The following is a 22,741-nucleotide window of genomic DNA, read 5'->3' as shown; positions in this document are numbered from 1 at the left end:
CGGGGTTTGCATGACCATGCATCGCCATGCATAATCTTCCTATGTCCAAGGTCCTCACCTCCCTCCCCGTCGGCGAGCGCGTCGGCATCGCCTTCTCGGGCGGCCTCGACACCTCCGTCGCGGTCGCGTGGATGCGCGACAAGGGCAGCGTCCCCTGCACCTACACCGCCGACATCGGCCAGTACGACGAGCCCGACATCGCCTCGGTGCCCGGCCGTGCCAAGACCTACGGCGCCGAGATCGCGCGCCTGGTCGACTGCCGTGCGGCGCTGGTCGAGGAGGGCCTGGCGGCGCTGACGTGCGGCGCGTTCCACATCCGTTCCGGTGGGCGCGCGTACTTCAACACCACGCCGCTGGGCCGTGCCGTCACCGGCACGCTGCTGGTGCGGGCGATGCTGGAGGACGACGTCCAGATCTGGGGCGACGGCTCGACCTTCAAGGGCAACGACATCGAGCGGTTCTACCGCTACGGCCTGCTCGCCAACCCGCACCTGCGCATCTACAAGCCCTGGCTGGACGCGGACTTCGTCACCGAGCTCGGTGGCCGCAAGGAGATGTCGGAGTGGCTGGTCGCCCACGGCCTGCCCTACCGGGACTCGACCGAGAAGGCGTACTCCACCGACGCCAACATCTGGGGCGCCACGCACGAGGCGAAGACCCTGGAGCACCTGAACACCGGTCTTGAGACGGTCGACCCGATCATGGGCGTCAAGTTCTGGGACCCGTCGGTCGAGATCGCCACCGAGGACGTGACGATCGGCTTCGAGCAGGGCCGGCCGGTCACGATCAACGGCAAGGAGTTCGCCACGGCGGTCGACCTCGTCATGGAGGCCAACGCCATCGGCGGCCGCCACGGCCTGGGCATGTCCGACCAGATCGAGAACCGGATCATCGAGGCCAAGAGCCGCGGCATCTACGAGGCCCCGGGCATGGCCCTCCTGCACGCCGCGTACGAGCGTCTCGTCAACGCCGTCCACAACGAGGACACCCTCGCCCAGTACCACATCGAGGGCCGTCGGCTCGGCCGCCTGATGTACGAGGGCCGCTGGCTGGACCCGCAGGCGCTGATGATCCGCGAGTCGCTCCAGCGCTGGGTCGGCGCCGCGATCACCGGCGAGGTCACCCTCCGGCTGCGGCGCGGCGAGGACTACTCGATCCTCGACACCACCGGCCCGGCGTTCTCGTACCACCCGGACAAGCTCTCCATGGAGCGCACCGAGGACTCGGCCTTCGGCCCCGTCGACCGCATCGGCCAGCTGACCATGCGCAACCTCGACATCGCCGACTCCCGCGCCAAGCTGGAGCAGTACGTCGGCCTCGGCCTGATCGGCACCGGCAGCCCCACCATCGGCGCCTCCCAGGCCGCCGCGACCGGCCTCATCGGCACCATGCCGGAGCTCCCCGAGGGCGGCGCCGAGGCCATCGCCTCCCGCGGCGAGGTCTCCGAGGACGAGGCCCTGCTGGACCGCGCGGCGATGGAGTCCGGCACGGACTGACGCACAGCGCTCGAAGGCCTTGAAGGCCTCGAAGGCCTTGAAGGCGTGAAGGCGTGAAGGCCGGTCTCCGAAAGGGGGCCGGCCTTCACGGCGTCTGGACATTTTGTGCCGAATTTTGGCACTGTCCGGTCATGCCTGAGACCCAGGAGGCGCTCGCCTTCTACGCCACCCAGAGCACGTTCTCCGACCCGGGCGAACTGAGCGCCCTGTACACGGACTTACCGGCCGACCCGGCCCGACTCTCCCGCATCTCCCGCGACCTGCTGATCCACCGCGGCGAGGACGCCATGTTCGGCCACCGCCACCCGACCGACCGGCTCCACAACGACGCCGAGACCCGCTACGTCGACGACATCCTGCGGATTCTCGCCGACCGCGACCCGGCCCCGCTCGCCGAACGCCGCGCCCCCGCCGACCGTTTCGTGGGCACCTGCCGGGACTTCGCCCTCCTCCACACCTCCTTCCTGCGCCACCACGGCATCCCGGCCCGCACCCGCTCAGGGTTCGCCGACTACTTCCGCAGCGACGGCTTCCACGTCGACCACGTCGTCACCGAGTACTGGGACGAGGACCGCGGCGCCTGGCTCCTCGCCGATCCCCAACTCGCCGACCCCGCCCACCACCCCGTCGACTTCGACCCGACGGACATCCCGCGCGACCGCTTCCTCGTCGCCGGCGAGGCCTGGCGGCGGATCCGTGAACAGGGCGCCGACGAGCGGCGGTTCGGCCTCCACCCGCCCGCGGAGGGACCCTTCCACGGCGAGCGCTTCGTCGCCGGCAACATCCGTCTGGACCTCGCCGCGCTCAACAAGGTCGAGACCCTGCTGTGGGACGTGTGGGGCGAGGACGAGGGCGAGCCCGGCACCCCGCTGCCGCAGGAGTCGCGGGTGTTCTACGACCGTGTCGCCCCCGTCGTCAGCGGTACCGTCTCGTTCGCCGCCGCCCGTGCGCTGTTCGCCGCGGACGACGTCCTGCGCACCCCGCCGACGGTGACCTGCTACGCCCCCTTCAACGGCCCGAGCGCCGTCACCCTGCGCTGAACCACGGCCACCGGCCGCTCCCCCGCCCGCCCCCGGACCACCCGGTGCGCACACGCCGCCGCCAGCAACTCGCCCAGCAGATCCGGGTCGCCGACCTCCAGCCCCAGCAACGACTCGATCCGCTCCAGACGTTGGTAGAGGGACTGCCGGCCGATGTGCAGCAGGGCCGCGGTGCGGGTCGGGGAGCAGCCGTTGCGGAGGTGGACCTCCAACGTCCGTACCAGGTCGCTGGCATGGACCGCCTCCCACTCCAGGAGCGGGCCCAGGGCGGCCTGGACCATCCCCGCGAGGCGTTCCCGGTTGGCGTCCACACCGCCCCGGGTCAGCTCCCGCTCCAGGGCCAGGGCCCTCGACGATGTGACCGAGGGGCCGTCGGGGGCGGATGGTTCGGCGGGCGGCACGGTCAGGGCCAGCTCCAGCGTCGTACGGGCCGCCCGCAGCGTGTCGCTCCAGCGCAGCCAGCCGCCGCCCGCGGCGACCGCGTGCCCCACGGCGACCGTGGACCCGGGTTCGGCGACGGCCCGGAAGGCGTCCTGGACGGCCCGCACCGGGTCGCCGGACCGGGTGCCGGGCAGCGCGAGCAGCGCCAGGACGTCCGCCGGGAACACCGCGCGCAACACCCCGGCCCCGCCGAGCTGCCGTACCGCCCGGTCCACCACCGCCGTCTCCCGGGCCCCGTGCACCGACACCCCGAGCAGCCGGGCGCCGGGGCCGGGGTGGAAGCCCGCGAGGGCCGCCCGTGCCTCGACCTCGGGCTGGTTCAGCGCCGCCCGGTCGGCGAGGTCGGCGAGCAGGGCGGCCGTGTGGTCGTCGCCCCAGGGCCGGACGACCGTGCGCCCCGACAGTCCACGGGCCACGATGGCCCGGTTGGCGGCCTCCGTGATCCGGACGAAGGGCACCACCCGGCGCAGGGCGAGCAGCGGCAGGCCCAGGCGGCGGGCCTCGTCGGTGACCTCGGCGGGCATGGCGGGCAGCGACCGTCCGACCTCCACCGCGAGCCCGGCCGCGCCCCGCGCCGCGACCTCCCGGACGTACCGGCGGCGCACCTCCTCGTCGGCGTCCATGAGCCCGAAGCCGTTGGTGAGCAGCAGCTCGCCGCCGTCGAGGAAGTTGGCGCCCTCGTAGACCTCGCTGGAGTGCACCCAGCGCACCGGCCGGTCGAGCCCCCCGGCGCCCGCGAGCAGCTCGGGTTCGGTGGCGCGGACGGGGTCGAGGGCGAGGATCTCGCGGAGCGTGAGTGCGGGCATGCGCGCCTCCCGACAGTGGTCCGGCTGTGGGCCGCCCGACAGTTCGTCCGGCCGCGGGCTGCCCGGAGAGTACTTTCCGCACGTTGCCCTCGTGTTTCGGCCACAGCAGAGTGGACGTATGGATCAGGTTCAGGCACATACCTGGCTGGCGACCGCCGTCGCCGAGGCCCGCGCCGGTCTCGCCGAGGGCGGCATCCCGATCGGCGCCGCGCTCTACGGCGCCGACGGCACCCTCCTCGGCCGGGGCCACAACCGGCGCGTCCAGGACGACGACCCGTCGACGCACGCGGAGACGGCGGCGTTCCGCGCGGCGGGCAGACAGCGCACCTACCGGGGCACGACGATGGTCACGACCCTCTCTCCCTGCTGGTACTGCTCCGGCCTGGTCCGGCAGTTCGGCATCTCGCGGGTGGTGGTCGGCGAGGCGGCCACCTTCCACGGCGGACACGACTGGCTGGCCGAGCACGGCGTGGAGATCGTGCTCCTGGACGACCCCGAGTGCATCGCGATGATGCGCGACTTCATCGACAAGAACCCGGCTCTCTGGAACGAGGACATCGGTGTCTGACCCCCGTATCCCCACGATCGACCTCGGGCCCTGGCTCGACGGTGACCCCGAGACCCGCGCCGGAATCGCCCGCACGGTGGACGAGGCCCTCCAGACGGCCGGCTTCCTGCTGGTCACCGGCCATGGCGTCGACCCGGCCCTGCGGGCGGCCATCCGCGAGGCCGCGCGTACCTTCTTCCGGCTGCCCGCCGACGTCAAGCAGGCGTACGAGGCGAAGGTCGGCGGCCGCGGCTGGCTCGGCCCCGGAGCGGAGGCCAACGGTTACTCCGAGGGCACCGAGACCCCGCCGGACCTCAAGGAGTCCCTCACCTTCGCGACCCACGAGCCCTTCGAGGACCCGGTCGTCAACGCGGAGTGGTACGCGCCGAACGTCTGGCCCGAGGAGGTGCCCGAGCTGCGGACGCTGTGCGAGGAGTACCTGGGGAAGATGGCCGACCTGGAGAAGGCGCTGCTCGAACTGCTCGGCGAGGCCCTCGGCCTGGAACCGGACTTCTTCTCCCGGCACATGGACCACCCGACCTACGGCTTCAACATCAACTGGTACCCGGGGACCGAGGTCGTCGGCGAGCCGGAACCCGGCCAGTTCCGCATCGGCCCGCACACCGACTTCGGCACGGTGACGATCCTCGACCGGCAGGCGGGGAAGGGCGGGTTGCAGGTCTGGACGGACGCCGGGGGCTGGGAGGACGCGCCCTTCGACCCGGCCGCCTTCACCATCAACATCGGTGACCTGATGGCCCGCTGGACGGGCGACCGCTGGCGCTCCGGCCGGCACCGCGTCCTCCCGCCGCCCGCGGACGCGCCCGCCGAGGAGCTCATGTCCCTGGTCTACTTCGGCGAGTGCACCCCGGGCACCCGGGTGGAGTCGGTCCCGGCACCGATCGGACGGGTGGCGTACGAGCCGGTGGACTCGCATGTGTATCTGCGGGCCCAGCTGGACTCGATCACGGTCGACTGAGCACCCGGTCCCCGCACCGAGGGCCGGTCCCTATGACCTGAGTCACGGGAACCGGCCCTCGGCTCAAGCGCGTTACACGCCCGCGTACGAGTGCTTGCCGGAGACGAAGATGTTCACCCCGTAGTAGTTGAACAGCCAGCAGCCGAAGGCGAGCAGGGCCAGGTAGGCGGCCTTGCGGCCCTTCCAGCCGGCCGTGGCGCGGGCGTGCAGGTAACAGGCGTAGGCGACCCAGGTGATGAAGGCCCAGGTCTCCTTGGGGTCCCAGCCCCAGTAGCGGCCCCACGCGTCACCGGCCCAGATGGCGCCCGCGATGATCGTGAACGTCCACAGCGGGAAGACCGCCGCGTTGACGCGGTAGGAGAACTTGTCGAGCGAGGACGAGGCGGGCAGGCGCTCCAGGAACGACGTGGCGAACTTGCCGGGCTTGCCACCGGCCGCGAGCTTGCTCTCGTAGGAGTCCTTGAACAGGTACAGGATCGTGGTGACCGCGCCCACGTAGAAGACCGCGCCGCACAGGATCGCCGTGGAGACGTGGATGTACAGCCAGTACGAGTGCAGAGCGGGAACCAACTGGTCGCTGGCGGTGTACAAGACGGTGACGGCGATACCGAGATCGAGGAGGACCGAGGTGATGAGGAACAGGCCCATCCAGCGCACGTTCTTCTTCAGCGCCAGCAGCGAGAGGTACACGCCGACGGCCACCGTGGAGAAGGTGATGTTGAACTCGTACATGTTGCCCCAGGGCGCCCGCTCCACCGAGGCCGCGCGGGCGATGACCCCGCCGAGCTCGATGAGGAACGCGAGCACCGTGAGGGACACGGCGATACGCCCGTAGAGGTCACCCTGCTCGTCCCCACCGTGCGCCCCGGGCCCGTCCGGCACGTCCCGCTGCCCGGCGGCCGCCCGGACGACGACCTTCGGCCGCTCCAGTACGGCGGTGGAGCCGCCCTTCTTCACCGTGACCGCCGGTGCCGTGCGCTCCGCCGGGTCGGCCGTCAGCGCGGCGGCCGTGCGACCGATCTTGCTGCGGCTGCCGAAGATCCATTCGGTGATGTAGGCGAAGAAGGCCAGCGTGTAGACGGCCATCGCGGAGTAGATCAGCGTGTTGCTGAGGTTCGCGAGATGTTCGTTGGTGGCGGCGGCCAGATCCGTCGCGGCGGCGAGAGTCACTTCTCGAGCCTTTCGGCAGGTACGACTTGGGGGTCGGGGGTGTCGGTGGAGTCTTCGTCCGGTTCGGGGGCCCCGGGGGCCTGGTCGTAGAGGGTTTCGGCGAGTGCCCCGAGTTCCTCGGGCACCTTCGCGGACTCGCTGCGGCCGAGGCCGGCCATCTCCACGACCGTGATGCCGTCGTCGCCCTTGACCGCCCGCACCCACACGCGGCGGCGCTGGATGAACAGGGAGCCGGCGAGGCCGAAGATCGCGGCGATGGAACCGGCCAGTGCCCAGCCGCTGCCGGGCTGGCGGGTGACCTGGAAGTTGGCCCACTCCTCGGTGGACTCGTAGGTGATCGAGCCGGCACCGTTCGGGAGCTTCATGGTCTGGCCTGGCCGCAGGTTCTCCCGCTGCTGGCCCTTGCCGTCCTTGAACGCCTTCAGGTGCGTCTTGTCGAGCTGGTAGACGCTCTGCGGGACACCGGAGTCGACGCCGAGGTCGCCGTAGTACCCGGCCAGGTTCAGCACCGGGTTGCCCAGTGCGGGGAAGGTGGAGGACACCTCGTTGCCCGGGGTGTAGGTGGGCAGGAAGAAGGCCTCGAAGCCCAGCTGCTGCCGCGCGCCCTTGGGGTCGCGGTAGCCGTCCATGACCTTGACGACACCGGAGGAGGTGATGTTGGCGTCCAGCGGCAGCAGCGGCACGGCGTCGTGGTAGACGACGTTGCCCTTGCCGTCGCGGACCGTGATGACGGGCGCGTAGCCGTGGGCGGTCAGATAGACCTTCGAGTCACCGATCTCCAGCGGCTCGTTGACCTTGATGATCGTCTTCTTGCTCTTGCCGTACGCGCCCACGCTGTAGGTGACGTCGGCCTGGAAGGTGCGCGCGGTGCCGCGGTTGGGGCCGGACTTCTCGTAGGTGCCCTGGAAGTCCTTCAGGTTGAAGCTGAACGGGTCCAGGTCGTCCGCGGTGAAGAGGCTGCCGGACTTGAAGTCGTCGTACTGGGTGAGGGTGTTGGAGAACCCGCCGCCCTCGACGATCAGCTTGTTGCCCTCCATCTTGAACAGCTGACCCCAGGCGAAGGCGATCAGCATCACGATGAGGGCGATGTGGAAGGCGAGGTTGCCGACCTCACGCAGATAGCCCTTCTCGGCGGCGACGGCGTCACCGGCGAGGTGGGCGCGGAAGCGGCGCTTCTTGAGGAGGGCGAGGGCGGCCTCGCGGACCTGCTCGGGCTCGGTCTCGGTGCGCCAGGTGGTGTAGGCGGGCAGCCGGGTCAGGCGCTTGGGCGCGCCCGGCGGGCGGCCGCGGAGCTGGCCGACGAACTGCCAGGTGCGCGGGATGATGCAGCCGATGAGGGAGACGAACAGCAGGATGTAGATCGCGGAGAACCACACCGAGCTGTAGACGTGGAAGAGGCCGAGCTTGTCGTAGAGGTCGCCGAGCGTCGGGTTGGCCTTGCGGAAGTCGGCGACCTTCGTCTCGTCGGTCCCGGACTGCGGGATCAGCGAGCCGGGGATCGCGCCGAGCGACAGCAGCAGGAGCAGCAGCAGCGCGACCCGCATGGAGGTCAGCTGCCGCCAGAACCAGCGGGCCCAGCCGAGGACGCCCAGGGAGGGCATGTTCAGGGTGTCCTCGGGGGCGGTGGACAGCTGGGAGCCGGCGGCGCCGAGGTCCTCGTCACCGGCGGGCGGGGTCCGGGTCGCGTCGGGTGTCGTCTTGCTCATCGATCAGATCCCCACAGTGAAGCCGTTGGACCAGGCCTGCATCTCCTGCACGATGCTGTCCCACGCGCCGGTCAGCAGCAGGACACCGGTCAGGATCATCATCGTGCCGCCGATGCGCATCACCCAGACGTAGTGCTGCTTGACCCAGGCGAAGGCGCCGAGCGCCTTGCGGAAGGCTACGGCAGCGAGCACGAAGGGAACACCGAGGCCGAGGCAGTAGGCGACGGTCAGTATGGCGCCGCGCAGGGCGCTGCCGTCCTGCATGGCGAGCGTCTGCACCGAGGACAGGGTCGGTCCGATGCAGGGCGTCCAGCCGATGCCGAACAGGGCGCCGAGGAGGGGGGCGCCGGCGAGTCCGGTGGCGGGCCTGGTGTGGAAGCGGAACTCGCGCTGGGTGAGCCAGGGCATCATGCCCATGAAGAACACACCCATGAGGATCATGAGGACGCCCAGCACCTTGGACAGGACGTCCCGCTCCTCCTGGAGGGTCTGTCCGAAGTAGCCGAACAGCGCCCCGCCGGAGACGAACACGACGGTGAAGCCGAGGACGAACAGGGAGGCACCGGCGGCCATCCGTCCGCGCCGGGCCTCGGCGAGATCGGTGCCGCTGACGCCGGTGACGTAGGACAGGTAGCCGGGGACCAGCGGCAGGACGCAGGGGGAGAAGAAGGAGACGAGCCCGCCGAGCAGGGCGATCGGCAGGGCGAGCAGCAGGGCGCCGCTCATCACGGTGTCGTTCTGCCCCACCCCGGCGGCGAGCGTGGTCACTCCGGTGACGGTGACGGCTGCGCTCACGTCACTTCTCCGCGAGGACGGGCTTGATCATGCCGAGCAGGGTGTCCTCGCTCAGCGCCTGGAGCGCGCGGGCGGCGATCTTGCCGTCGCGGTCGATGACGAGCGTGGAGGGGATCAGCTGCGGGTTGAGCGTGCCCTTCTTGAACCGGAGCATCTGCTTGCCGGTCGGGTCGAAGAGGCTCGGGTAGGTGATCCCGAACTCCTTCTCGAAGGACTTCGCGAGGGTGGTGCTGGCGTCGCGGGTGTTGAGGCCGACGAACTCGACGCCCTGGCCCTTGACCTTCTCGTAGACGCTCTGGAGGTTCTTGGCCTCGGCCCGGCAGGGCGAGCACCAGGAGCCCCAGACGTTGACGACGAGGATCTTGCCCTTGTAGTCGGCGGTGGACAGCTGCTTGCCGTCGATGGTCTCGCCGGACAGCACGGGCGCCGCGCTCCGCTTGCCCTCGGCGACGGTGTCGACGCCGTTGTTGCCGGTCACGAAGTTGGTGTCGCCGCCACCCCCCGACACTCCGCCGGAGCTGCACGCGGTGAGGGTCAGCGCGGCGGCCGCGGCTGTCGCGGTCAGCAGGACGGCGCGACGGCGGGTGCGCTCGGTGCGGTTCGGGCGCTGGAAAGCGCTGCTGGCGGCACTCATGTGAAAAGTTTCGCATGCCCGTTCTGGGGATCTTGCGCACCCCCCTTGCGGGCGGAAACCCGCATATCAGGCGGCGTTTACAGAGCTCTTCTCCATGTCCTTCAGGTACGAAGCCCAGCCCCCGGCGGGCGCCTGCCCCACATCCAGCCCGCGCAGCTTCTCCAGCACCTCGGGCTTCTGCACGTCCATCCAGTCGACGAACTGCCGGAAGGAGACGAGGCGTACGTCCTCGCCCTTCTCCTTCTCCGCGGCGATGTGCTTCAGCGCCTGCTCGACGGCGTCCATGTAGATGCCGCCGTTCCAGTGCTCGAAGTGGTTGCCGATGAAGAACGGGGCGCGGTTCGTCTCGTATGCCCGCTTGAAGCCGGATATGTACGCCTCGGCGGACTGCTTGCGCCAGGCCGGGTAGTGGTAGCTGGGCGCGTTGGTGGAGTTGATCGACTGGTTGGCGAGCATGTTGTAGTCCATCGAGAGGACCTCGAAGCTGCGCCCGGGGAACGGGATCTGCTGGAGCGGCAGATCCCACAGCCCGCCCTTCTTCTGCGGCCACACCTGCCGTCCGCCGGGCGAGGAGGCGTCGTAGCGCCAGCCGAGTTCCTTCGCGGTGGGCAGCAGGTTGTCCTGCCCGAGGAGGCACGGCGTACGGCCCCCGACGAGTTCCTTGTCGTAGTCGAAGGGAAGCGCCGGCAGATCGGTCCACCCGGTGTTGGTGCGCCACTCCTTCACGAAGGCCTTCGCCTGGTCGATCTCGCTGCGCCACTGCTTCGGCGTCCAGTTGCCGACGCTGCCGTAGCCGCCGCAGAAGTGGCCGTTGAAGTGGGTGCCGATCTCGTGCCCTTCGAGCCAGGCGCGGCGGACGTTGGTGAGGGTGGCCTTGACGTGCTCGTCGGTGAGGTAGCCGATGTCGGAGGCGCCGACGGGGTTGTTGGGCGGGTCGTAGAGCCGCTTCTTCGACTCGGGCAGCAGATACAGCCCCGAGAGGAAGAAGGTCATGTGCGCGCCGTGTTCCTTGGCGAGGTCGAGGAAGCGCGGGAAGAGGCCGTTGCCGACCTCCCCCGCCCCGTCCCAGGAGAAGACGACGAACTGCGGCGGGGTCTGCCCCGGCTCCAGCGGCTCGGGCTTGGCGGGCTGGCCGGGCTGCTTGCCGGTGTACGAGGTGGAGCCGTCGCCGATGGGACGCGCCTGGTGGGCCGGCTTGCTCGGTTTGCCGCCGGGGGTGGAACCCGATGCCGGACTCGGCCCGTCAGACGACGTGAGAGTGCCGCACCCCGCAAGCCCGACAGCGGCGGCACCCCCGACGCCGAGTCCGATGGCTCCCCTGCGGGTGAGAGTGCGCATGGCATCTCCGTTCGTCACGTTCTCTGGTGGTCACCCATTCAGAGGACGGGACGAACGGAGACGTTCCGTCTGTTATTTCGCGATTGCGTAACAGACGCCCCCAGGTGGAACTCAGGCCCCGAAGGCCTTGTCCTTGCCCTTGACCGGCTTGGCGCCCGCTCGCAGATGCGCGGGGACCAGGTCGATCGCGGGCTCGCTGTACCCCACGGACACGATCTTGTCGCCCTGGTACGTGAAGGTCGTCAGGGACGCGAGCGTGCACTGCCGCTTGCGCGGGTCGTGCCACAGCCGGCGCCGCTCGACGTACGACCGCACGATCCAGATCGGCAGCTGATGGCTGACCAGCACCGCCTCGTGCCCGCGCGCCGCGTCCTTGGCGGCGTCCAGCGCCCCCATCATCCGGACGACCTGGTCGACGTACGGCTCGCCCCACGACGGCTTGAAGGGGTTGACGAGGTGCTTCCAGTTGTCGGGGTTCTTCAGCGCGCCGTCGCCGACGCCGAAGGTCTTGCCCTGGAAGACGTTGTCGGCCTCGATGAGCCGCGCGTCGGTCGCGAGGTCGAGGCCGTGCGCCTTGGCGATCGGCGTCGCGGTCTCCTGCGCCCGCTCCAGCGGGGACGCGCAGACGTACGTCACGTCCCGCGAGGACAGGTGCTCGGCGACCCGGTCGGCCATCTGCCGGCCCAGCTCGGAGAGGTGGTAGCCGGCGAGGCGGCCGTAGAGGACGCCGTCCGGGTTGGCGACCTCGCCGTGCCGCATGACGTGGACGACGGTGATGTCGGTGTTGCTCGTCATGCTGCCGTGGCCTCCGCTGCCGCACGGGCCGCCGCCGGAAGGGCGTCGGCGATCTTCTGAACCGCCTGCTCGTCGTGGGCGGTCGACACGAACCACGACTCGAAGGAGGAGGGCGGAAGGTAGACGCCCTGCGCCAGCATCGAGTGGAAGAACGCGGTGAAGCGGAACGACTCCTGCTTCTTGGCGTCCTCGTAGTCGCGCACCTCACGGTCGGTGAAGAAGACGGAGAACATGTTGGAGGCGGTCTGCAACCGGTGCGCGACGCCCTCCTTGGCGAGCGCCTCGGTGACGAGCGACTGGATCTGCGTGGACACGGCGTTGACCTTGTCGTACGCCGCCTCGTCGAGCAGTCGCAGCTGGGCGAGACCGGCGGCGGTGGCGACCGGGTTCCCGGAGAGGGTGCCGGCCTGGTAGACGGGCCCGGCGGGGGCGAGGTGGGCCATGACGTCGGCGCGGCCTCCGAAGGCGGCGGCGGGGAAGCCACCGCCCATGACCTTGCCGAAGGTCATGAGGTCGGGCCGGACACCGTCGATGCCGAACCAGCCGGCGCGGCTCGTCCGGAAGCCGGTCATGACCTCGTCGGAGATGAAGAGGGCGCCGTTCTTGGCGCAGGCGTCCTTGAGTCCCTGGTTGAAGCCGGGCCGCGGCGGGACGACGCCCATGTTGCCGGGCGAGGCCTCGGTGATGACGCAGGCGATCTCGCCGGGGTGCCGGTGGAAGGCCTCCTGGACGGCTTCGAGGTCGTTGTACGGCAGCACGATGGTGTCACCGGCCTGGGCACCGGTGACGCCGGGGGTGTCGGGCAGCGCGAACGTGGCCACCCCGCTGCCGGCGGCGGCGAGGAGCGAGTCCACGTGACCGTGGTAGCACCCGGCGAACTTGATGACCTTGGTGCGCCGGGTGAACCCGCGGGCGAGGCGGATGGCGGACATGGTCGCCTCGGTCCCACTCGACACGAGCCGCACCTGCTCAAGCGGCTCGATGCGGTCGACCATCTCCTCGGCGAGCGCGACCTCGCCCTCACCGGGCGTGCCGAACGACGTACCGCGCGAGACGGCGTCCTGCACGGCGGCGATCACGTCGGGGTGGGAGTGCCCGAGGATCATCGGCCCCCAGGAGCAGACGAGGTCGACGTACTCGCGTCCGTCGGCGTCGGTCAGCCAGGCACCCTTGCCGGACACCATGAACCGGGGCGTGCCGCCGACGGCGCGGAAGGCGCGCACCGGGGAGTTCACGCCGCCTGGCGTGACGGCGGCCGCACGGTCGAACAGGGCCTGTGAGGCAGGCGCATCGTATGAATAGGGCGTTTCGCTCATGACCTGCGACTTCTCCGACCTCTCGGACTCCGGTTTGCCGACGTTCCTCATCAGGGTAGGCCAGCTCACCCGGCCGACCGTGGGCTGAGGTGTGGTGGTATCTGCGAAACTGGGACCTGATACACACAGCTCGTACGGCCCGTGGTGTTCGACGGACCGCGAAGATCCTTGTGAGGATCCTGCGGACAGGTGTTTCAACGCACGTTTCGGCGGGCGGCCGTGGGGGAGGTCACTGACACGATGATCGGGTTGCGCGGCGGGGGCCACGCGTCCTAGAAAAGCAGTCGGGTGGAGATATGCATCGCGGTGGCGGACTGGGCGAGGGGACTGATGACCTGGGTCCTCGACGTGCCCGGCGGGGAAGGCACCGACGCGACGCGGAGGAAGCCGCGGAAGCGGCACGCGTACCGAGTGAGACAGAGCAGGACGAGCGACGTATCGAACGTCGGATCGACCGGCTGAGGGCGGGGAGCAGGAATGGTGGTCGGGTGGGGGTGACGTACAAGTACTTCGGTGCGCCCGACGGCGCGACCGCGGCCCGCGTCCCGATCTCGATGCGCCCCGAGGAACTCGGCGGCGACGAGCTCGGCATGAACGGCATGTTCACCAAGATCAAGCCGGAGACGATGGCCGCCATGGTCCTCACCGGCATAGAAGGCGTCCCGCTGCACAAGGTGCCCCCGCTGGAACTGGTCGTCCTGCACCCCGACTACGCCGTGGTCAAGCTCCCCATGACGGTCGTCGACCCGCTGCGCGGCATCGGCGAGGAAGCGGTGGGCGCGGCGGCGTTCATCTGGTCGACGGTGCCGGACCGGGGCGGCCCGCGGGACGCGTTCAACGTGTACCAGCTGCTGCACGAGTGGCAGGACTTCAGCCACCGCCTGCACGAGGCGGGGCATCAGCCTTACTGCTTGGTGTGGCCCTGAGCTGGGGTTCCATCAGTAGCGGGCGGGGTCTTCGGGCCTCGCCCTTTTTGGTCAGCAGCCACCGGACGCGCTTGGGGCGCCGATGCCGATCTGCAGGGTGGCCGGGGCCGCGCAGCAGCCTCCGCCTCCGCCGCTCTGGGCGGCGTCGGGGTCGTCGTACAGGCCGGCTCCGCCGCACACCCCGGTCTCGGGCAGGGTCAGTTCGACGCGCTCGGCCGCCTCACGGTCGCCTGCGAGGGCGGCCGCGAGGGAGCGGACCTGCTCGTAGCCGGTCATGGCGAGGAACGTGGGGGCGCGGCCGTAGGACTTCATGCCGACCAGGTAGACGCCCTTCTCCGGGTGGGAGAGCTCGTTGACCCCGTGCGGGTAGACCGTGCCGCAGGAGTGGACGTTCGGGTCGATGAGCGGGGCCAGCGCGGTCGGAGCCTGAAGGCGCTCGTCGAGGCCCAGGCGGACCTCGGAGAGGAAGGACAGGTCGGGGCGGAAGCCGGTGAGCACGATGATCTCGTCGACGGCGTCAAGGCGGCGACCGCCCTCCGCGACGAGGACGAGCCGGTCGCCGCCGGGTTCCACGGCCTGCGTCCGGAAGCCGGTGACCGCGTCGGCATGGCCGGCCTCGACGGCGGCCTTGGCGCGCAGGCCCAGGGCTCCGCGGGCGGGGAGCTGGTCGGCTTCGCCGCCGCCGAAGGTGCTCGCGCCGATGCCGCGACGCAGGATCCAGGTCGCGTGCGTGCCCGGCTCGTCCTCGGCCAGGTCGGCGAGGTAGGCCAGGGCGGTGAAGGCGGAGGCGCCGGAGCCGATGACGGCGGTGCGCTTGCCCGCGTACCGGGCGCGGACCGCCGGGTCCTTCAGGTCGGGGACGCGGTAGGAGACGTGTTCGGCGACCGTCTTCTCGCCGAGGGCGGGCAGGCCGTCGGCGCCCATGGGGCTGGGGATGGTCCAGGTGCCGGAGGCGTCGATGACGGCGCGGGCGGTGATCCGCTCCTCGTGGCCGTCGGCCGTCTGGACGTGCACGGTGAAGGGCTGTTCGTCGCGGTCGGCGTCGACGATGCGGTCGCGGCCGGCGCGGGCGACGCCGGTCACCGTGGCGCCGTAGCGGACCTTGTCGCCCAGGACGTCGGCGAGCGGCTGAAGGTAGTGCGCGGCCCAGTCGCCGCCGGTCGGGTAGGCGGCGCCGTCGGGGCGGACCCAGCCGGTGGGGGCGAGGAGCTTCTCGGCGGCGGGGTCGGTGACCTCGGCCCACGTCGAGAACAGCCGGACGTGCGCCCAGTCGCGTACGGCGGTGCCCGCGGAGGGGCCGGCCTCCAGGACCAGCGGTGCGAGGCCGCGTTCGACGAGGTGGGCGGCGGCGGCCAGGCCGATGGGGCCGGCTCCGATGACCACGACGGGCAGTTGGTCGGTGGTGGGCTCGTTCACGAGGTTCCCCTTTTGTTTCGACGTCTGTCGATGTCCGGCGCGCTCCAGAATGGCACCTGTATCGACAAGCGTCAACATAGACATTCGCCGAATCAGGGAGGGGCGGAGCGTGATGTCCGGTGCCGGTGCCAGCCCCCGGCCCGACTGGTTCGACGTATGTCAACATAGATGCATGTCGAATACGAAGGTGCTGCCGCTGCTTGAGCCCGAGGCATCCGGGGCCGTGGCGCCGTGCTGCCCGCCGCTGACCGAGCGCCCGTTCACCGCGGACGAGGCGGAAACCGCCGCGCGGATGTTCAAGGCGCTGGGCGATCCGGTTCGGCTGCGGCTGTTCTCAGCGGTGGCCTCGCACGAGGGCGGCGAGGCATGCGTGTGCGACATCTCCGATGTCGGGGTCTCCCAGCCGACCGTCTCCCACCACCTGAAGAAGCTCAAGGAGGCCGGCCTGCTCACCTCCGAGCGGCGCGGCACATGGGTCTACTACCGGGTCGAGCCGTCCGTGCTGGCGGCCATGGGGAAGCTGCTCACCATGACGCCGGCCGCCGCCTGACCACCCGTACGGTTCACGTCGGACAGGTCGGGCCGGCCGCCGCCGATCACCGCCACCTGGGACGTCCGCGTCACTCGGCGGTGTCCCGCCCGGGCAGGAAGACGAGCGCCACCAGTGCCAGGCCGACCACGCCGCCGATCAGCTGCATGCCGATGAAGCCCACGAGCGAGCCGGGCGCGATACCCGCGAACGTGTCGCTGAAGGTACGGCCGATGGTCACCGCCGGGTTCGCGAACGACGTCGACGACGTGAACCAGTACGCGGCACCGATGTAGGAGGCGACGGCCACCGGGGCGTAGCGCAGCTGATCGGTGCGGGCCAGGCCGAAGATCAGCAGGACCAGGCCGGCGGTGGCGACGACCTCGCCCAGCAGCAGGTGCCCGGCGGACCGGTCGTGCGTGGACCACTCCACCAAGGGCTCGCCGAACATCGCGTCCGCCAGGACCGCGCCCGCGATGGCCCCCGCGATCTGCGCGGGGACGTAGACGGCCGCCTCGCGGATCGTCACCCCGGGGCCGCCGCGCCTGCCGGTCCACCATTCGGCCAGGGTGACCACGGGGTTGAAGTGCGCGCCGGAGACCGGGCCGAGCAGGAGGATCAGGACCCCGAGACCGAAGACGGTGGCCAGGGAGTTGGCCAGCAACTGCACCCCGACATCCTTGGTCAGCTCGGTGGCCTGGATGCCGGAGCCGATGACCACCGCCACGAGGGCCGCGGTGCCGACGAGTTCGGCGGCGGCCCGGGCCGCCAGCGGCCTGCGGGGAGGGGTGGCGCCCGGCGCGGGCTGCGGCTCGGCGGCGGGTATGTCCGACGCGGCGGCCGACTCGTGCGTGGCGGTCAACAGGACTCCTTGGTGCGGTCGCCGGACGGCGGCGAGGGATCAGGGGCAGGACCGCTTGTTGTCGGCGGCGCCACGAGCGGACTCCGCCAGGTCGGCGAACTGGCTCGCGAGGGAGGCGACGACGTCCGCGCGCAGCTTGTAGTAGGTGAACCGGCCGCACGGCTCCGTCTCCACGACCCCGGCCTCGCGCAGCACTCTCAGGTGGTTGGAGAGGTTGGTCTGCTTGGCACCGGTCTCCTCCACGAGGTGGGTGGTGCACAGCGTCTCCTTGGCGAGGAGGGTCACGATCCGGAGCCTCAGCGGGTCGGCCAGGACCCGGATCAGATCAGTGTCGACTGACGTCAGCATGCGCTGATACTGTCACATCAGTGGTGACTGACACCACCGGGTGCTGATGTCATGCGCGCCTGATGTCGTCATGAGACAAGAGAGACCTCTGATGTCCGACAAGCCCTCCGTGCTCTTCGTCTGTGTCCACAACGCCGGCCGTTCCCAGATGGCCGCCGCGTGGCTGACCCACCTGGCCGGGGACCGCGTCAAGGTCCGCTCCGCCGGCTCCGCCCCGGGCACAGGCGTCAACCCGGCCGCCGTCGAGGCGATGGCCGAGGTCGGCATCGACATCTCCGCCGAGGTCCCGAAGATGCTGACCGTCGACGCGGTCAAGGAGTCCGACGTCTGCATCACCATGGGCTGCGGCGACACCTGCCCCGTCTTCCCCGGCAAGCGGTACCTGGACTGGCAGCTGGCGGACCCGGCGGGGCAGGGCGTCGAGGCCGTCCGCCCGATCCGGGACGAGATCAAGGTGCTCGTCGAGGGTCTGATCAAGGAGATCGCGCCGGAGCCCCGGGCATGAGCGCGAGTGCAGCCGGCACGACGACCGAGGTGGAGGACTTCCCCGGCTTCCGCCACGGCGTCACCCCCGGCGGCACCGCCACCGACATGATCGACGAGTGCGCGATCGTCCCCGTCGACGGCGGCGCCGGCGCATGACGAGGGGCGGCCCTGACTCCGGGCCGCCCCCTCACCGGCACACATCTGAACGGCGGCAGTACTGCGATCACCGCCGCTGCGTGCGGGTCGATTCAGCGCCTGATCACAGCGGCGACATGCCCGGGTCCTCGGGGCGGATCCGGCCGCGCCAGCCGCCGCTCTCGGCGCCGCTCTCGACGTAGTCCTTGAAGCGGCGCAGGTCTCCGGAGACCCGGCGGTCGATCAGGCCGAGCGCGTCCGCGCCCCGTTCGGCCATGCCGGTGGGCTCGACGTCCATGGTCAGCTCCACCTTGGTGTGCATGTCGTCCACCCGCTCGAAGCGGACCGAGCCGCGCTGCGAGGTGTCGCCGCCGACGGTGCGCCAGGTGATCCGGTCGTCGGGCAGCTGGTCGACGATCTCCGTGTCGAACTCGCGCCGGACGCCGCCGATGCTGGTGGTCCAGTGGTTGTGCCGGTCGTCGAGCTGAGTGACCTCGTCGACGCCCTCCATGAACTTCGGGAACTCCTCGAACTGGGTCCACTGGTTGTACGCCCGGTGCAGCGGCACCTCCACCTCGACCGCCTTCTTGACCGTGCTCATGAGTTCCTCCCTGTTCCTCGGGTTCCGTACGTGCACGGCGTCGAGTACCCGGGAGGCGTCGCCTCACCCCGAAGGGGAACCCGGCCGACGACGAAAGAGGTGCCGATCGTGAACGACCGCAGTGACCCCGACGACATCGTGCTCTCCCCGCACGAACGCCTCGCCCTGCGCCGCATGGAGGCGGAACTGAGCGCCGACCGACGCCTCACCCGCCGTATGCGTCACCACATGAACCGCCGGCTGCGCCGCCCCGTCTCCCGCCGCTGGCTGCCGCTGTCGACGGCCGCACTGTTCAGCGCCTCGGTGTTCCTCGTCGTCATGGGCGTCCGCACCTCGGACCCCGCCGTCCTGTGGTGCTTCACCGTGCTGTGGCCCCTCACCCTGCTCCAGGGATTCCGGCTGCTGTGCCGCGCCGGCGGGGAAGGGCCCCGCCGAGCGGAGCGCGGCACACCGTGGCGGTGAACTCGGCGTCAGGACCGGGCGGTTCGCGGCGTACGGCACGACCGCGCACCGGCGACGTTCCACGGCCCCGGCATCTCCGGCTGCCGCGGCACCGCGATCAGCGACAACCACGAGACAGGAGGCGGCCATGAACGCCGACGCAGGACTCCGGGGGTCGTACTGGCTCGAGACCGCCCCGCCCGGCACCCCCGCGCCCCCGCCCACCGGCGACATCACCGTCGACGTCGCCGTGATCGGCGGTGGCATGGCCGGGCTGAGCACGGCCTGGGAGCTGGTCCGGGAGGGCCGCGAGGTGGCCGTGCTGGAGGCCGGCCGGCTCGCCGCCGGGGTGACCGGCCGCACCACGGCCAAGCTGAGCGCCCTGCACACCCTCGTCTACGACCGGCTGCGCCGCACGCGCGGAGCGGAGGGGGCGCGGCTGTACGCCCGTTCGCAGACGGAGGCGATCCGGCACGCCGCGGAGATCGTGGCGGAGCTGGGCGTCGACTGCGACTGGGAGGAGGCGGCCGCGTTCACGTACGCCGAGGACGCGGACGGCGTCGCGGAACTGCGGGCCGAGGCGGAAGCGGCGCGCGAGGCGGGCCTGGCGGCCTCCTTCGTCACCGACACCGAGCTGCCGTTCCCGGTGGCGGGCGCGGTCAAGGTGGTACGGCAGGCCCAGTTCCACCCCCGCAAGTACCTGCTGGCGCTCGCCGACGACCTGCGCAGGCGCGGCGGCACGGTGTACGAGGACACACGGGTCGTCGCCCTGACCGAGGGCGAGCCGTGCGTCCTGACGACCGACGCCGGGGTGAAGGTGCGGGCCAACGACGTGGTCGTCGCCACCCACTACCCCGTCTTCGACCGGGCCCTGCTCTTCACCCGGCTCTCCCCCCGCCGTGAGCTGGTCGTGGCCGGGACCGTCGACGCGAGCCGCGCCCCGCGCGACATGTACATCACGCCGGAGCGGAACACCCGCTCGGTGCGCAGCGCGCCCTACGGCGACGACGACGGCGTACGGCTGCTGATCGTCACCGGCGAGCACTTCACCCCCGGCACCGCGGACGTCGACAAGCGCTTCGCGCGGCTCGCGGAGTGGGCCGGCGACCGCTTCCGCGGGCTGACCCTCACCCACCGCTGGGCGACCCAGGACAACGACTCCACCGACTCCGTGCCCCTCGTCGGGCCGCTCCACCCCGGCAGCGGGCACACCTATGTGGCCACCGGCTTCGGCGGCTGGGGACTGAGCGGCGGCATCATGGCGGGCCGCCTGATCACCGACCTGATGGCCGGCCGCGAGGTCGCGTGGGCCGGCCTGTACGACCCGCGCCGCCTCGGCTCCGTCGTCCGCGAGGGGGTGTCCTTCCTCAAGCACCAGACGCAGGTCGCCCGGCACTTCGTCGGCGACCGGCTGCCGCCCCTGTCGGGCCCGGCGCCGGAGGACCTCGCGCCGGGCGACGGCGCGGTGATGCGGGTGGGCGGCCACCGGTGTGCCGTGCACCGCGACGAGAGCGGACGGCTCCAGGCGGTCTCGGCGAACTGCACCCACCTCGGCTGCGTCGTGGCCTTCAACCGCGCCGAGCAGGCCTGGGAATGCCCGTGCCACGGCTCCCGGTTCGCCCCCGACGGCAGCATCCTCCAGGGGCCCGCGGTACGCCCGCTGGAGCGGCGCGACCTCTGAGGACGGCTCTGAGGACAACCGTTTCCCCACGGCCCGACAGGGAACTCGGCCGACTGCTCATCGAGACGCAGAGAGAAGTTGAACCGCCGTGACCACGCCCACCGTCCAGAACGACCCGACCACCGTCCTCCGTGTGGCGAGGACGGGCTGGCGAAAGGCTCGCACCGTACGCGACAAGGGCGTACGCACCTGCCTCTCCCCCGTCGACGACGGCACCCCTCCGTCCGCCACGGGCACCGGCGGCGAGGACAACATCGTCCGCGGCGACGACTGACCGGAGACCGACCGAGGCCTCCGACCCCACACCCCCCCATCAGCCGCATCTCACCCCCCACCAGGACCCTCATGCCCCTCACCACCGTCGGCTGCCCCACCCCCGCCGACCCGCGCCGCTGCTGGGTCCCCCCGGGCGTGTACGCGCCGCAGGCCGACACCCGGCTCCTGGGGCGGGCCCTGCACCGGGAACCGATCACGGACCGGACGCACGTGCTGGACCTCGGCACCGGCAGCGGGGCGCTCGCGGTCGAGGCGGCCCGGCTCGGCGGCCGGGTCACCGCGGTCGACATCTCCTGGCGGGCGGTCGCGACCACGTGGCTCAACGCCCTGCTGAACGGCCAGAGTCTGCGCGTCCGCCACGGCGACCTCGCCTCCGCGGTCCCCGGCCGCCGCTTCGACCTGGTGCTCGCCAACCCGCCCTATGTCCCCGCCCCCGGCGCGGCCCCGCCCCGCGGCCCCGCCCGCGCCTGGGACGCCGGCCCGGACGGCCGCCTGCTGATCGACAGGGTCTGCGACTCCGCACCGGAGGTTCTGCACCCCACCGGCGCCCTGCTCCTCGTCCACTCCCATCTCTGCGGCGTCGACGCCACCCTGGCCCGCCTCACCGAGGCCGGTCTGCGCGCGGAGGTCGTCGACCGCACCCGGCTGCCGTTCGGCCCGGTGCTGCGCTCCCGGCTCGACTGGCTGCGCGACCGGGGCCTGGCGAACGGCGACACGACGGAGGAACTGGTGGTGATCCGTGGCCGCCCCCGCTGACCGCCCGCGCCGCGTCCGCGTCCAGCGCGACGGGCCCCTGCTGATCGAGGGACCGGTCGAAGTGGTCGACGAACACGGCGAGGTGACGGTCTCCGACCGTTTCGAGGTCGCGGTCTGCACCTGCCGCCGCAGCCGCCTGTACCCGTGGTGCGACACCAGCCACCGCCGCCGCGAGCGCCCCACCGGCACGGCGGCCGACGAAGGCCACCGCACATGACCAGCGCCTCCCGGCACCGGCCCGCACCGCTCCCCACGCCCCGCGGCCCGCTCTCCGCCGCGGTACGCGCCGCCCTCCTGGGCGCGCCCGCCCCGCGGAACGTCCCGGAGGACTCCCCCGCCTACGGCGACGACCTCCAGCTCGCCCTCTACACCCTCTACGAACTGCACTACCGCGGCTTCCGCGACGTCCCCGACACCCTGGAGTGGGACAGCGCCCTGCTCGCCTGCCGCGCCACCCTCGAAGACCGCTTCCTGACGGCCCTGCGCGAGGACGTGCCGACCACCGGCACGACCGCCGGCGCCGCCCTCGACGAGCTCCAGGTCGAACCGACCGCCGACCCCGACGGCACGAGCGTGTCGTTCTTCCTGCGCGACGAGGGCACCTTCGACCAGCTGCGCGAGTACGCGGCCCTGCGCTCGCTCTACCACCTCAAGGAGGCCGACCCGCACGCCTGGGTCATCCCCCGGCTGCACGGGCGGGCCAAGGCGGGGATGGTCGCGGTGGAGTTCGACGAGTTCGGCGCGGGCCGCCCGGACGAGATCCACGCGGAGCTGTTCGCCGACCTGATGACGGACCTGAAGCTGGAGACGGCGTACGGCCACTACCTCGACGCGGCCCCGGCCGAGGCGCTCGCCACCGTCAACCTGATGAGCCTGTTCGGCCTGCACCGGGCGCTGCGCGGCGCGCTGGTCGGCCACTTCGCGTCCGTGGAGGTGACCTCGTCCCCCGGCTCCCGCCGCCTCGCCGAGGCGCTGCGCCGGGTGGGGGCGGGCCCGGCGGCCGTACGGTTCTACGCCGAGCACGTCGAGGCCGACGCCGTGCACGAGCAGGTCGTACGACGGGACGTCGTCGCCGGTCTCCTGGAGAGCGAGCCGGAGCTGGAGGCCGACGTGGTGTTCGGCGTCCGCGCGACGACGTACCTGGAGGAACGCCTGGCCGCCAGGCTGCTGGGAGCCTGGCGGCAGGGGGCGACGGCACTGCGCGGCCCCTGACGGACCGCT

26 protein-coding genes are annotated in these 22,741 nt (G+C 71.3%); 14 read left to right on the top strand and 12 right to left on the bottom strand.

The genetic code is table 11. The annotated features are described in order from the left end of the window. The first annotated feature begins 41 nt into the window (after positions 1-41). Complete coding sequence (gene argG / locus EJC51_RS28095) at positions 42-1,496, top strand: argininosuccinate synthase (protein WP_126273634.1); 1,455 nt, start codon at positions 42-44, stop codon at positions 1,494-1,496. A 131-nt stretch (positions 1,497-1,627) separates the two neighbouring features. Then, positions 1,628-2,536 carry a transglutaminase-like domain-containing protein gene (locus EJC51_RS28090; protein WP_126273633.1) on the top strand — a complete coding sequence of 303 codons (909 nt, stop codon included), beginning with the start codon at positions 1,628-1,630 and terminating at the stop codon, positions 2,534-2,536. Here the strand turns inward: EJC51_RS28090 and EJC51_RS28085 are convergent. Beyond that, on the bottom strand, positions 2,494-3,783 hold the full coding sequence (locus EJC51_RS28085; protein WP_126273632.1) for a PucR family transcriptional regulator: 1,290 nt from the start codon (positions 3,781-3,783) through the stop codon (positions 2,494-2,496). The genes EJC51_RS28090 and EJC51_RS28085 overlap by 43 nt on opposite strands. A 118-nt stretch (positions 3,784-3,901) precedes the next feature. Here EJC51_RS28085 and EJC51_RS28080 point away from each other — a divergent pair, with 118 nt between their 5' ends. Together EJC51_RS28080 and EJC51_RS28075 are read left to right on the top strand one after the other, a co-directional pair. Beyond that, positions 3,902-4,351, top strand: coding sequence for a nucleoside deaminase (locus tag EJC51_RS28080; RefSeq protein WP_126273631.1), 450 nt, complete (start codon positions 3,902-3,904; stop codon positions 4,349-4,351). Further along, positions 4,344-5,309 carry an isopenicillin N synthase family dioxygenase gene (locus EJC51_RS28075; RefSeq protein WP_126273630.1) on the top strand — a complete coding sequence of 322 codons (966 nt, stop codon included), beginning with the start codon at positions 4,344-4,346 and terminating at the stop codon, positions 5,307-5,309. The genes EJC51_RS28080 and EJC51_RS28075 overlap by 8 nt, the downstream gene beginning before the upstream one ends. A 72-nt stretch (positions 5,310-5,381) precedes the next feature. On the opposite strand, the gene ccsB is transcribed toward EJC51_RS28075, so the two are convergent. The 7 genes from ccsB to hemL all read right to left on the bottom strand — a co-directional run bounded on the left by ccsB (position 5,382) and on the right by hemL (position 13,063). Then, a complete protein-coding gene (gene ccsB / locus EJC51_RS28070) occupies positions 5,382-6,479 on the bottom strand; it encodes a c-type cytochrome biogenesis protein CcsB (RefSeq protein WP_126273629.1) in 1,098 nt (365 codons plus the stop codon). Further along, on the bottom strand, positions 6,476-8,185 hold the full coding sequence (gene resB, locus EJC51_RS28065) for a cytochrome c biogenesis protein ResB (protein ID WP_126273628.1): 1,710 nt from the start codon (positions 8,183-8,185) through the stop codon (positions 6,476-6,478). Before resB ends, ccsB begins: the two co-directional genes overlap by 4 nt. A 3-nt stretch (positions 8,186-8,188) precedes the next feature. After that, positions 8,189-8,911, bottom strand: a complete 723-nt coding sequence (locus EJC51_RS28060) for a cytochrome c biogenesis CcdA family protein (protein ID WP_126277162.1) — start codon at positions 8,909-8,911, stop codon at positions 8,189-8,191. A gap of 70 nt (positions 8,912-8,981) precedes the next feature. Further along, complete coding sequence (locus EJC51_RS28055; RefSeq protein WP_126273627.1) at positions 8,982-9,614, bottom strand: TlpA family protein disulfide reductase; 633 nt, start codon at positions 9,612-9,614, stop codon at positions 8,982-8,984. Positions 9,615-9,680: 66 nt separating this feature from the next. Beyond that, on the bottom strand, positions 9,681-10,952 hold the full coding sequence (locus tag EJC51_RS28050; protein ID WP_126273626.1) for a polysaccharide deacetylase family protein: 1,272 nt from the start codon (positions 10,950-10,952) through the stop codon (positions 9,681-9,683). Between the two features lie 111 nt (positions 10,953-11,063). Next, positions 11,064-11,747: a histidine phosphatase family protein gene (locus EJC51_RS28045; protein WP_126273625.1), complete on the bottom strand. Its 684-nt coding sequence runs from the start codon at positions 11,745-11,747 to the stop codon at positions 11,064-11,066. Next, entirely contained in the window at positions 11,744-13,063 is a 1,320-nt protein-coding gene (gene hemL / locus EJC51_RS28040; protein ID WP_126273624.1) for a glutamate-1-semialdehyde 2,1-aminomutase, read from the bottom strand. Before hemL ends, EJC51_RS28045 begins: the two co-directional genes overlap by 4 nt. Before the next feature lie 488 nt (positions 13,064-13,551). On the opposite strand from hemL, the gene EJC51_RS28035 reads away from it, so the two are divergent. Continuing rightward, complete coding sequence (locus tag EJC51_RS28035) at positions 13,552-13,989, top strand: hypothetical protein (protein ID WP_003974483.1); 438 nt, start codon at positions 13,552-13,554, stop codon at positions 13,987-13,989. A 51-nt stretch (positions 13,990-14,040) separates the two neighbouring features. Here the strand turns inward: EJC51_RS28035 and EJC51_RS28030 are convergent, their stop codons facing one another. Next, the gene (locus EJC51_RS28030) at positions 14,041-15,405 is read right to left on the bottom strand and encodes an NAD(P)-binding domain-containing protein (protein ID WP_126273623.1); all 1,365 of its coding nucleotides are present in this window, start codon (positions 15,403-15,405) and stop codon (positions 14,041-14,043) included. Positions 15,406-15,577: 172 nt separating this feature from the next. Between EJC51_RS28030 and EJC51_RS28025 the strand changes: the two genes are divergently transcribed. Beyond that, positions 15,578-15,955 (top strand): ArsR/SmtB family transcription factor, encoded by a 378-nt coding sequence (locus EJC51_RS28025; protein WP_126273622.1) that lies wholly within the window; start codon positions 15,578-15,580, stop codon positions 15,953-15,955. A 70-nt stretch (positions 15,956-16,025) separates the two neighbouring features. On the opposite strand, the gene EJC51_RS28020 is transcribed toward EJC51_RS28025, so the two are convergent. Then, positions 16,026-16,796 carry an aquaporin gene (locus EJC51_RS28020; RefSeq protein ID WP_126273621.1) on the bottom strand — a complete coding sequence of 257 codons (771 nt, stop codon included), beginning with the start codon at positions 16,794-16,796 and terminating at the stop codon, positions 16,026-16,028. 39 nt (positions 16,797-16,835) lie between these two features. After that, on the bottom strand, positions 16,836-17,144 hold the full coding sequence (locus EJC51_RS28015; RefSeq protein ID WP_126273620.1) for an ArsR/SmtB family transcription factor: 309 nt from the start codon (positions 17,142-17,144) through the stop codon (positions 16,836-16,838). Between the two features lie 91 nt (positions 17,145-17,235). Between EJC51_RS28015 and EJC51_RS28010 the strand changes: the two genes are divergently transcribed. Both EJC51_RS28010 and EJC51_RS47850 read left to right on the top strand, forming a co-directional pair. Beyond that, positions 17,236-17,649 (top strand): arsenate reductase ArsC, encoded by a 414-nt coding sequence (locus EJC51_RS28010; RefSeq protein WP_126273619.1) that lies wholly within the window; start codon positions 17,236-17,238, stop codon positions 17,647-17,649. Beyond that, positions 17,646-17,786 carry a hypothetical protein gene (locus EJC51_RS47850; protein WP_166682912.1) on the top strand — a complete coding sequence of 47 codons (141 nt, stop codon included), beginning with the start codon at positions 17,646-17,648 and terminating at the stop codon, positions 17,784-17,786. Before EJC51_RS28010 ends, EJC51_RS47850 begins: the two co-directional genes overlap by 4 nt. 103 nt (positions 17,787-17,889) lie before the next feature. Here the strand turns inward: EJC51_RS47850 and EJC51_RS28005 are convergent, their stop codons facing one another. Next, entirely contained in the window at positions 17,890-18,366 is a 477-nt protein-coding gene (locus EJC51_RS28005) for an SRPBCC family protein (protein WP_126273618.1), read from the bottom strand. A gap of 108 nt (positions 18,367-18,474) precedes the next feature. Here EJC51_RS28005 and EJC51_RS28000 point away from each other — a divergent pair, with 108 nt between their 5' ends. From EJC51_RS28000 to EJC51_RS27975, 6 genes are all read left to right on the top strand, one after another. After that, positions 18,475-18,828, top strand: coding sequence for a DUF3040 domain-containing protein (locus EJC51_RS28000; RefSeq protein WP_244362884.1), 354 nt, complete (start codon positions 18,475-18,477; stop codon positions 18,826-18,828). Positions 18,829-18,955: 127 nt separating this feature from the next. Beyond that, positions 18,956-20,488, top strand: coding sequence for an FAD-dependent oxidoreductase (locus tag EJC51_RS27995; protein ID WP_126273617.1), 1,533 nt, complete (start codon positions 18,956-18,958; stop codon positions 20,486-20,488). Between the two features lie 88 nt (positions 20,489-20,576). Beyond that, on the top strand, positions 20,577-20,762 hold the full coding sequence (locus tag EJC51_RS27990; RefSeq protein WP_126273616.1) for a hypothetical protein: 186 nt from the start codon (positions 20,577-20,579) through the stop codon (positions 20,760-20,762). Between the two features lie 71 nt (positions 20,763-20,833). Beyond that, entirely contained in the window at positions 20,834-21,520 is a 687-nt protein-coding gene (locus EJC51_RS27985) for a HemK2/MTQ2 family protein methyltransferase (RefSeq protein WP_126273615.1), read from the top strand. Beyond that, a complete protein-coding gene (locus EJC51_RS27980; RefSeq protein ID WP_126273614.1) occupies positions 21,504-21,737 on the top strand; it encodes a CDGSH iron-sulfur domain-containing protein in 234 nt (77 codons plus the stop codon). Before EJC51_RS27985 ends, EJC51_RS27980 begins: the two co-directional genes overlap by 17 nt. Further along, the gene (locus EJC51_RS27975; protein ID WP_126273613.1) at positions 21,734-22,732 is read left to right on the top strand and encodes an iron-containing redox enzyme family protein; all 999 of its coding nucleotides are present in this window, start codon (positions 21,734-21,736) and stop codon (positions 22,730-22,732) included. Before EJC51_RS27980 ends, EJC51_RS27975 begins: the two co-directional genes overlap by 4 nt. Positions 22,733-22,741: the final 9 nt, after the last annotated feature.

This window comes from Streptomyces aquilus, from assembly GCF_003955715.1.
In the GTDB taxonomy this organism is placed as follows: Bacteria; Actinomycetota; Actinomycetes; order Streptomycetales; family Streptomycetaceae; genus Streptomyces; species Streptomyces aquilus.
This window is presented reverse-complemented; position numbering and strand designations above follow the sequence as displayed.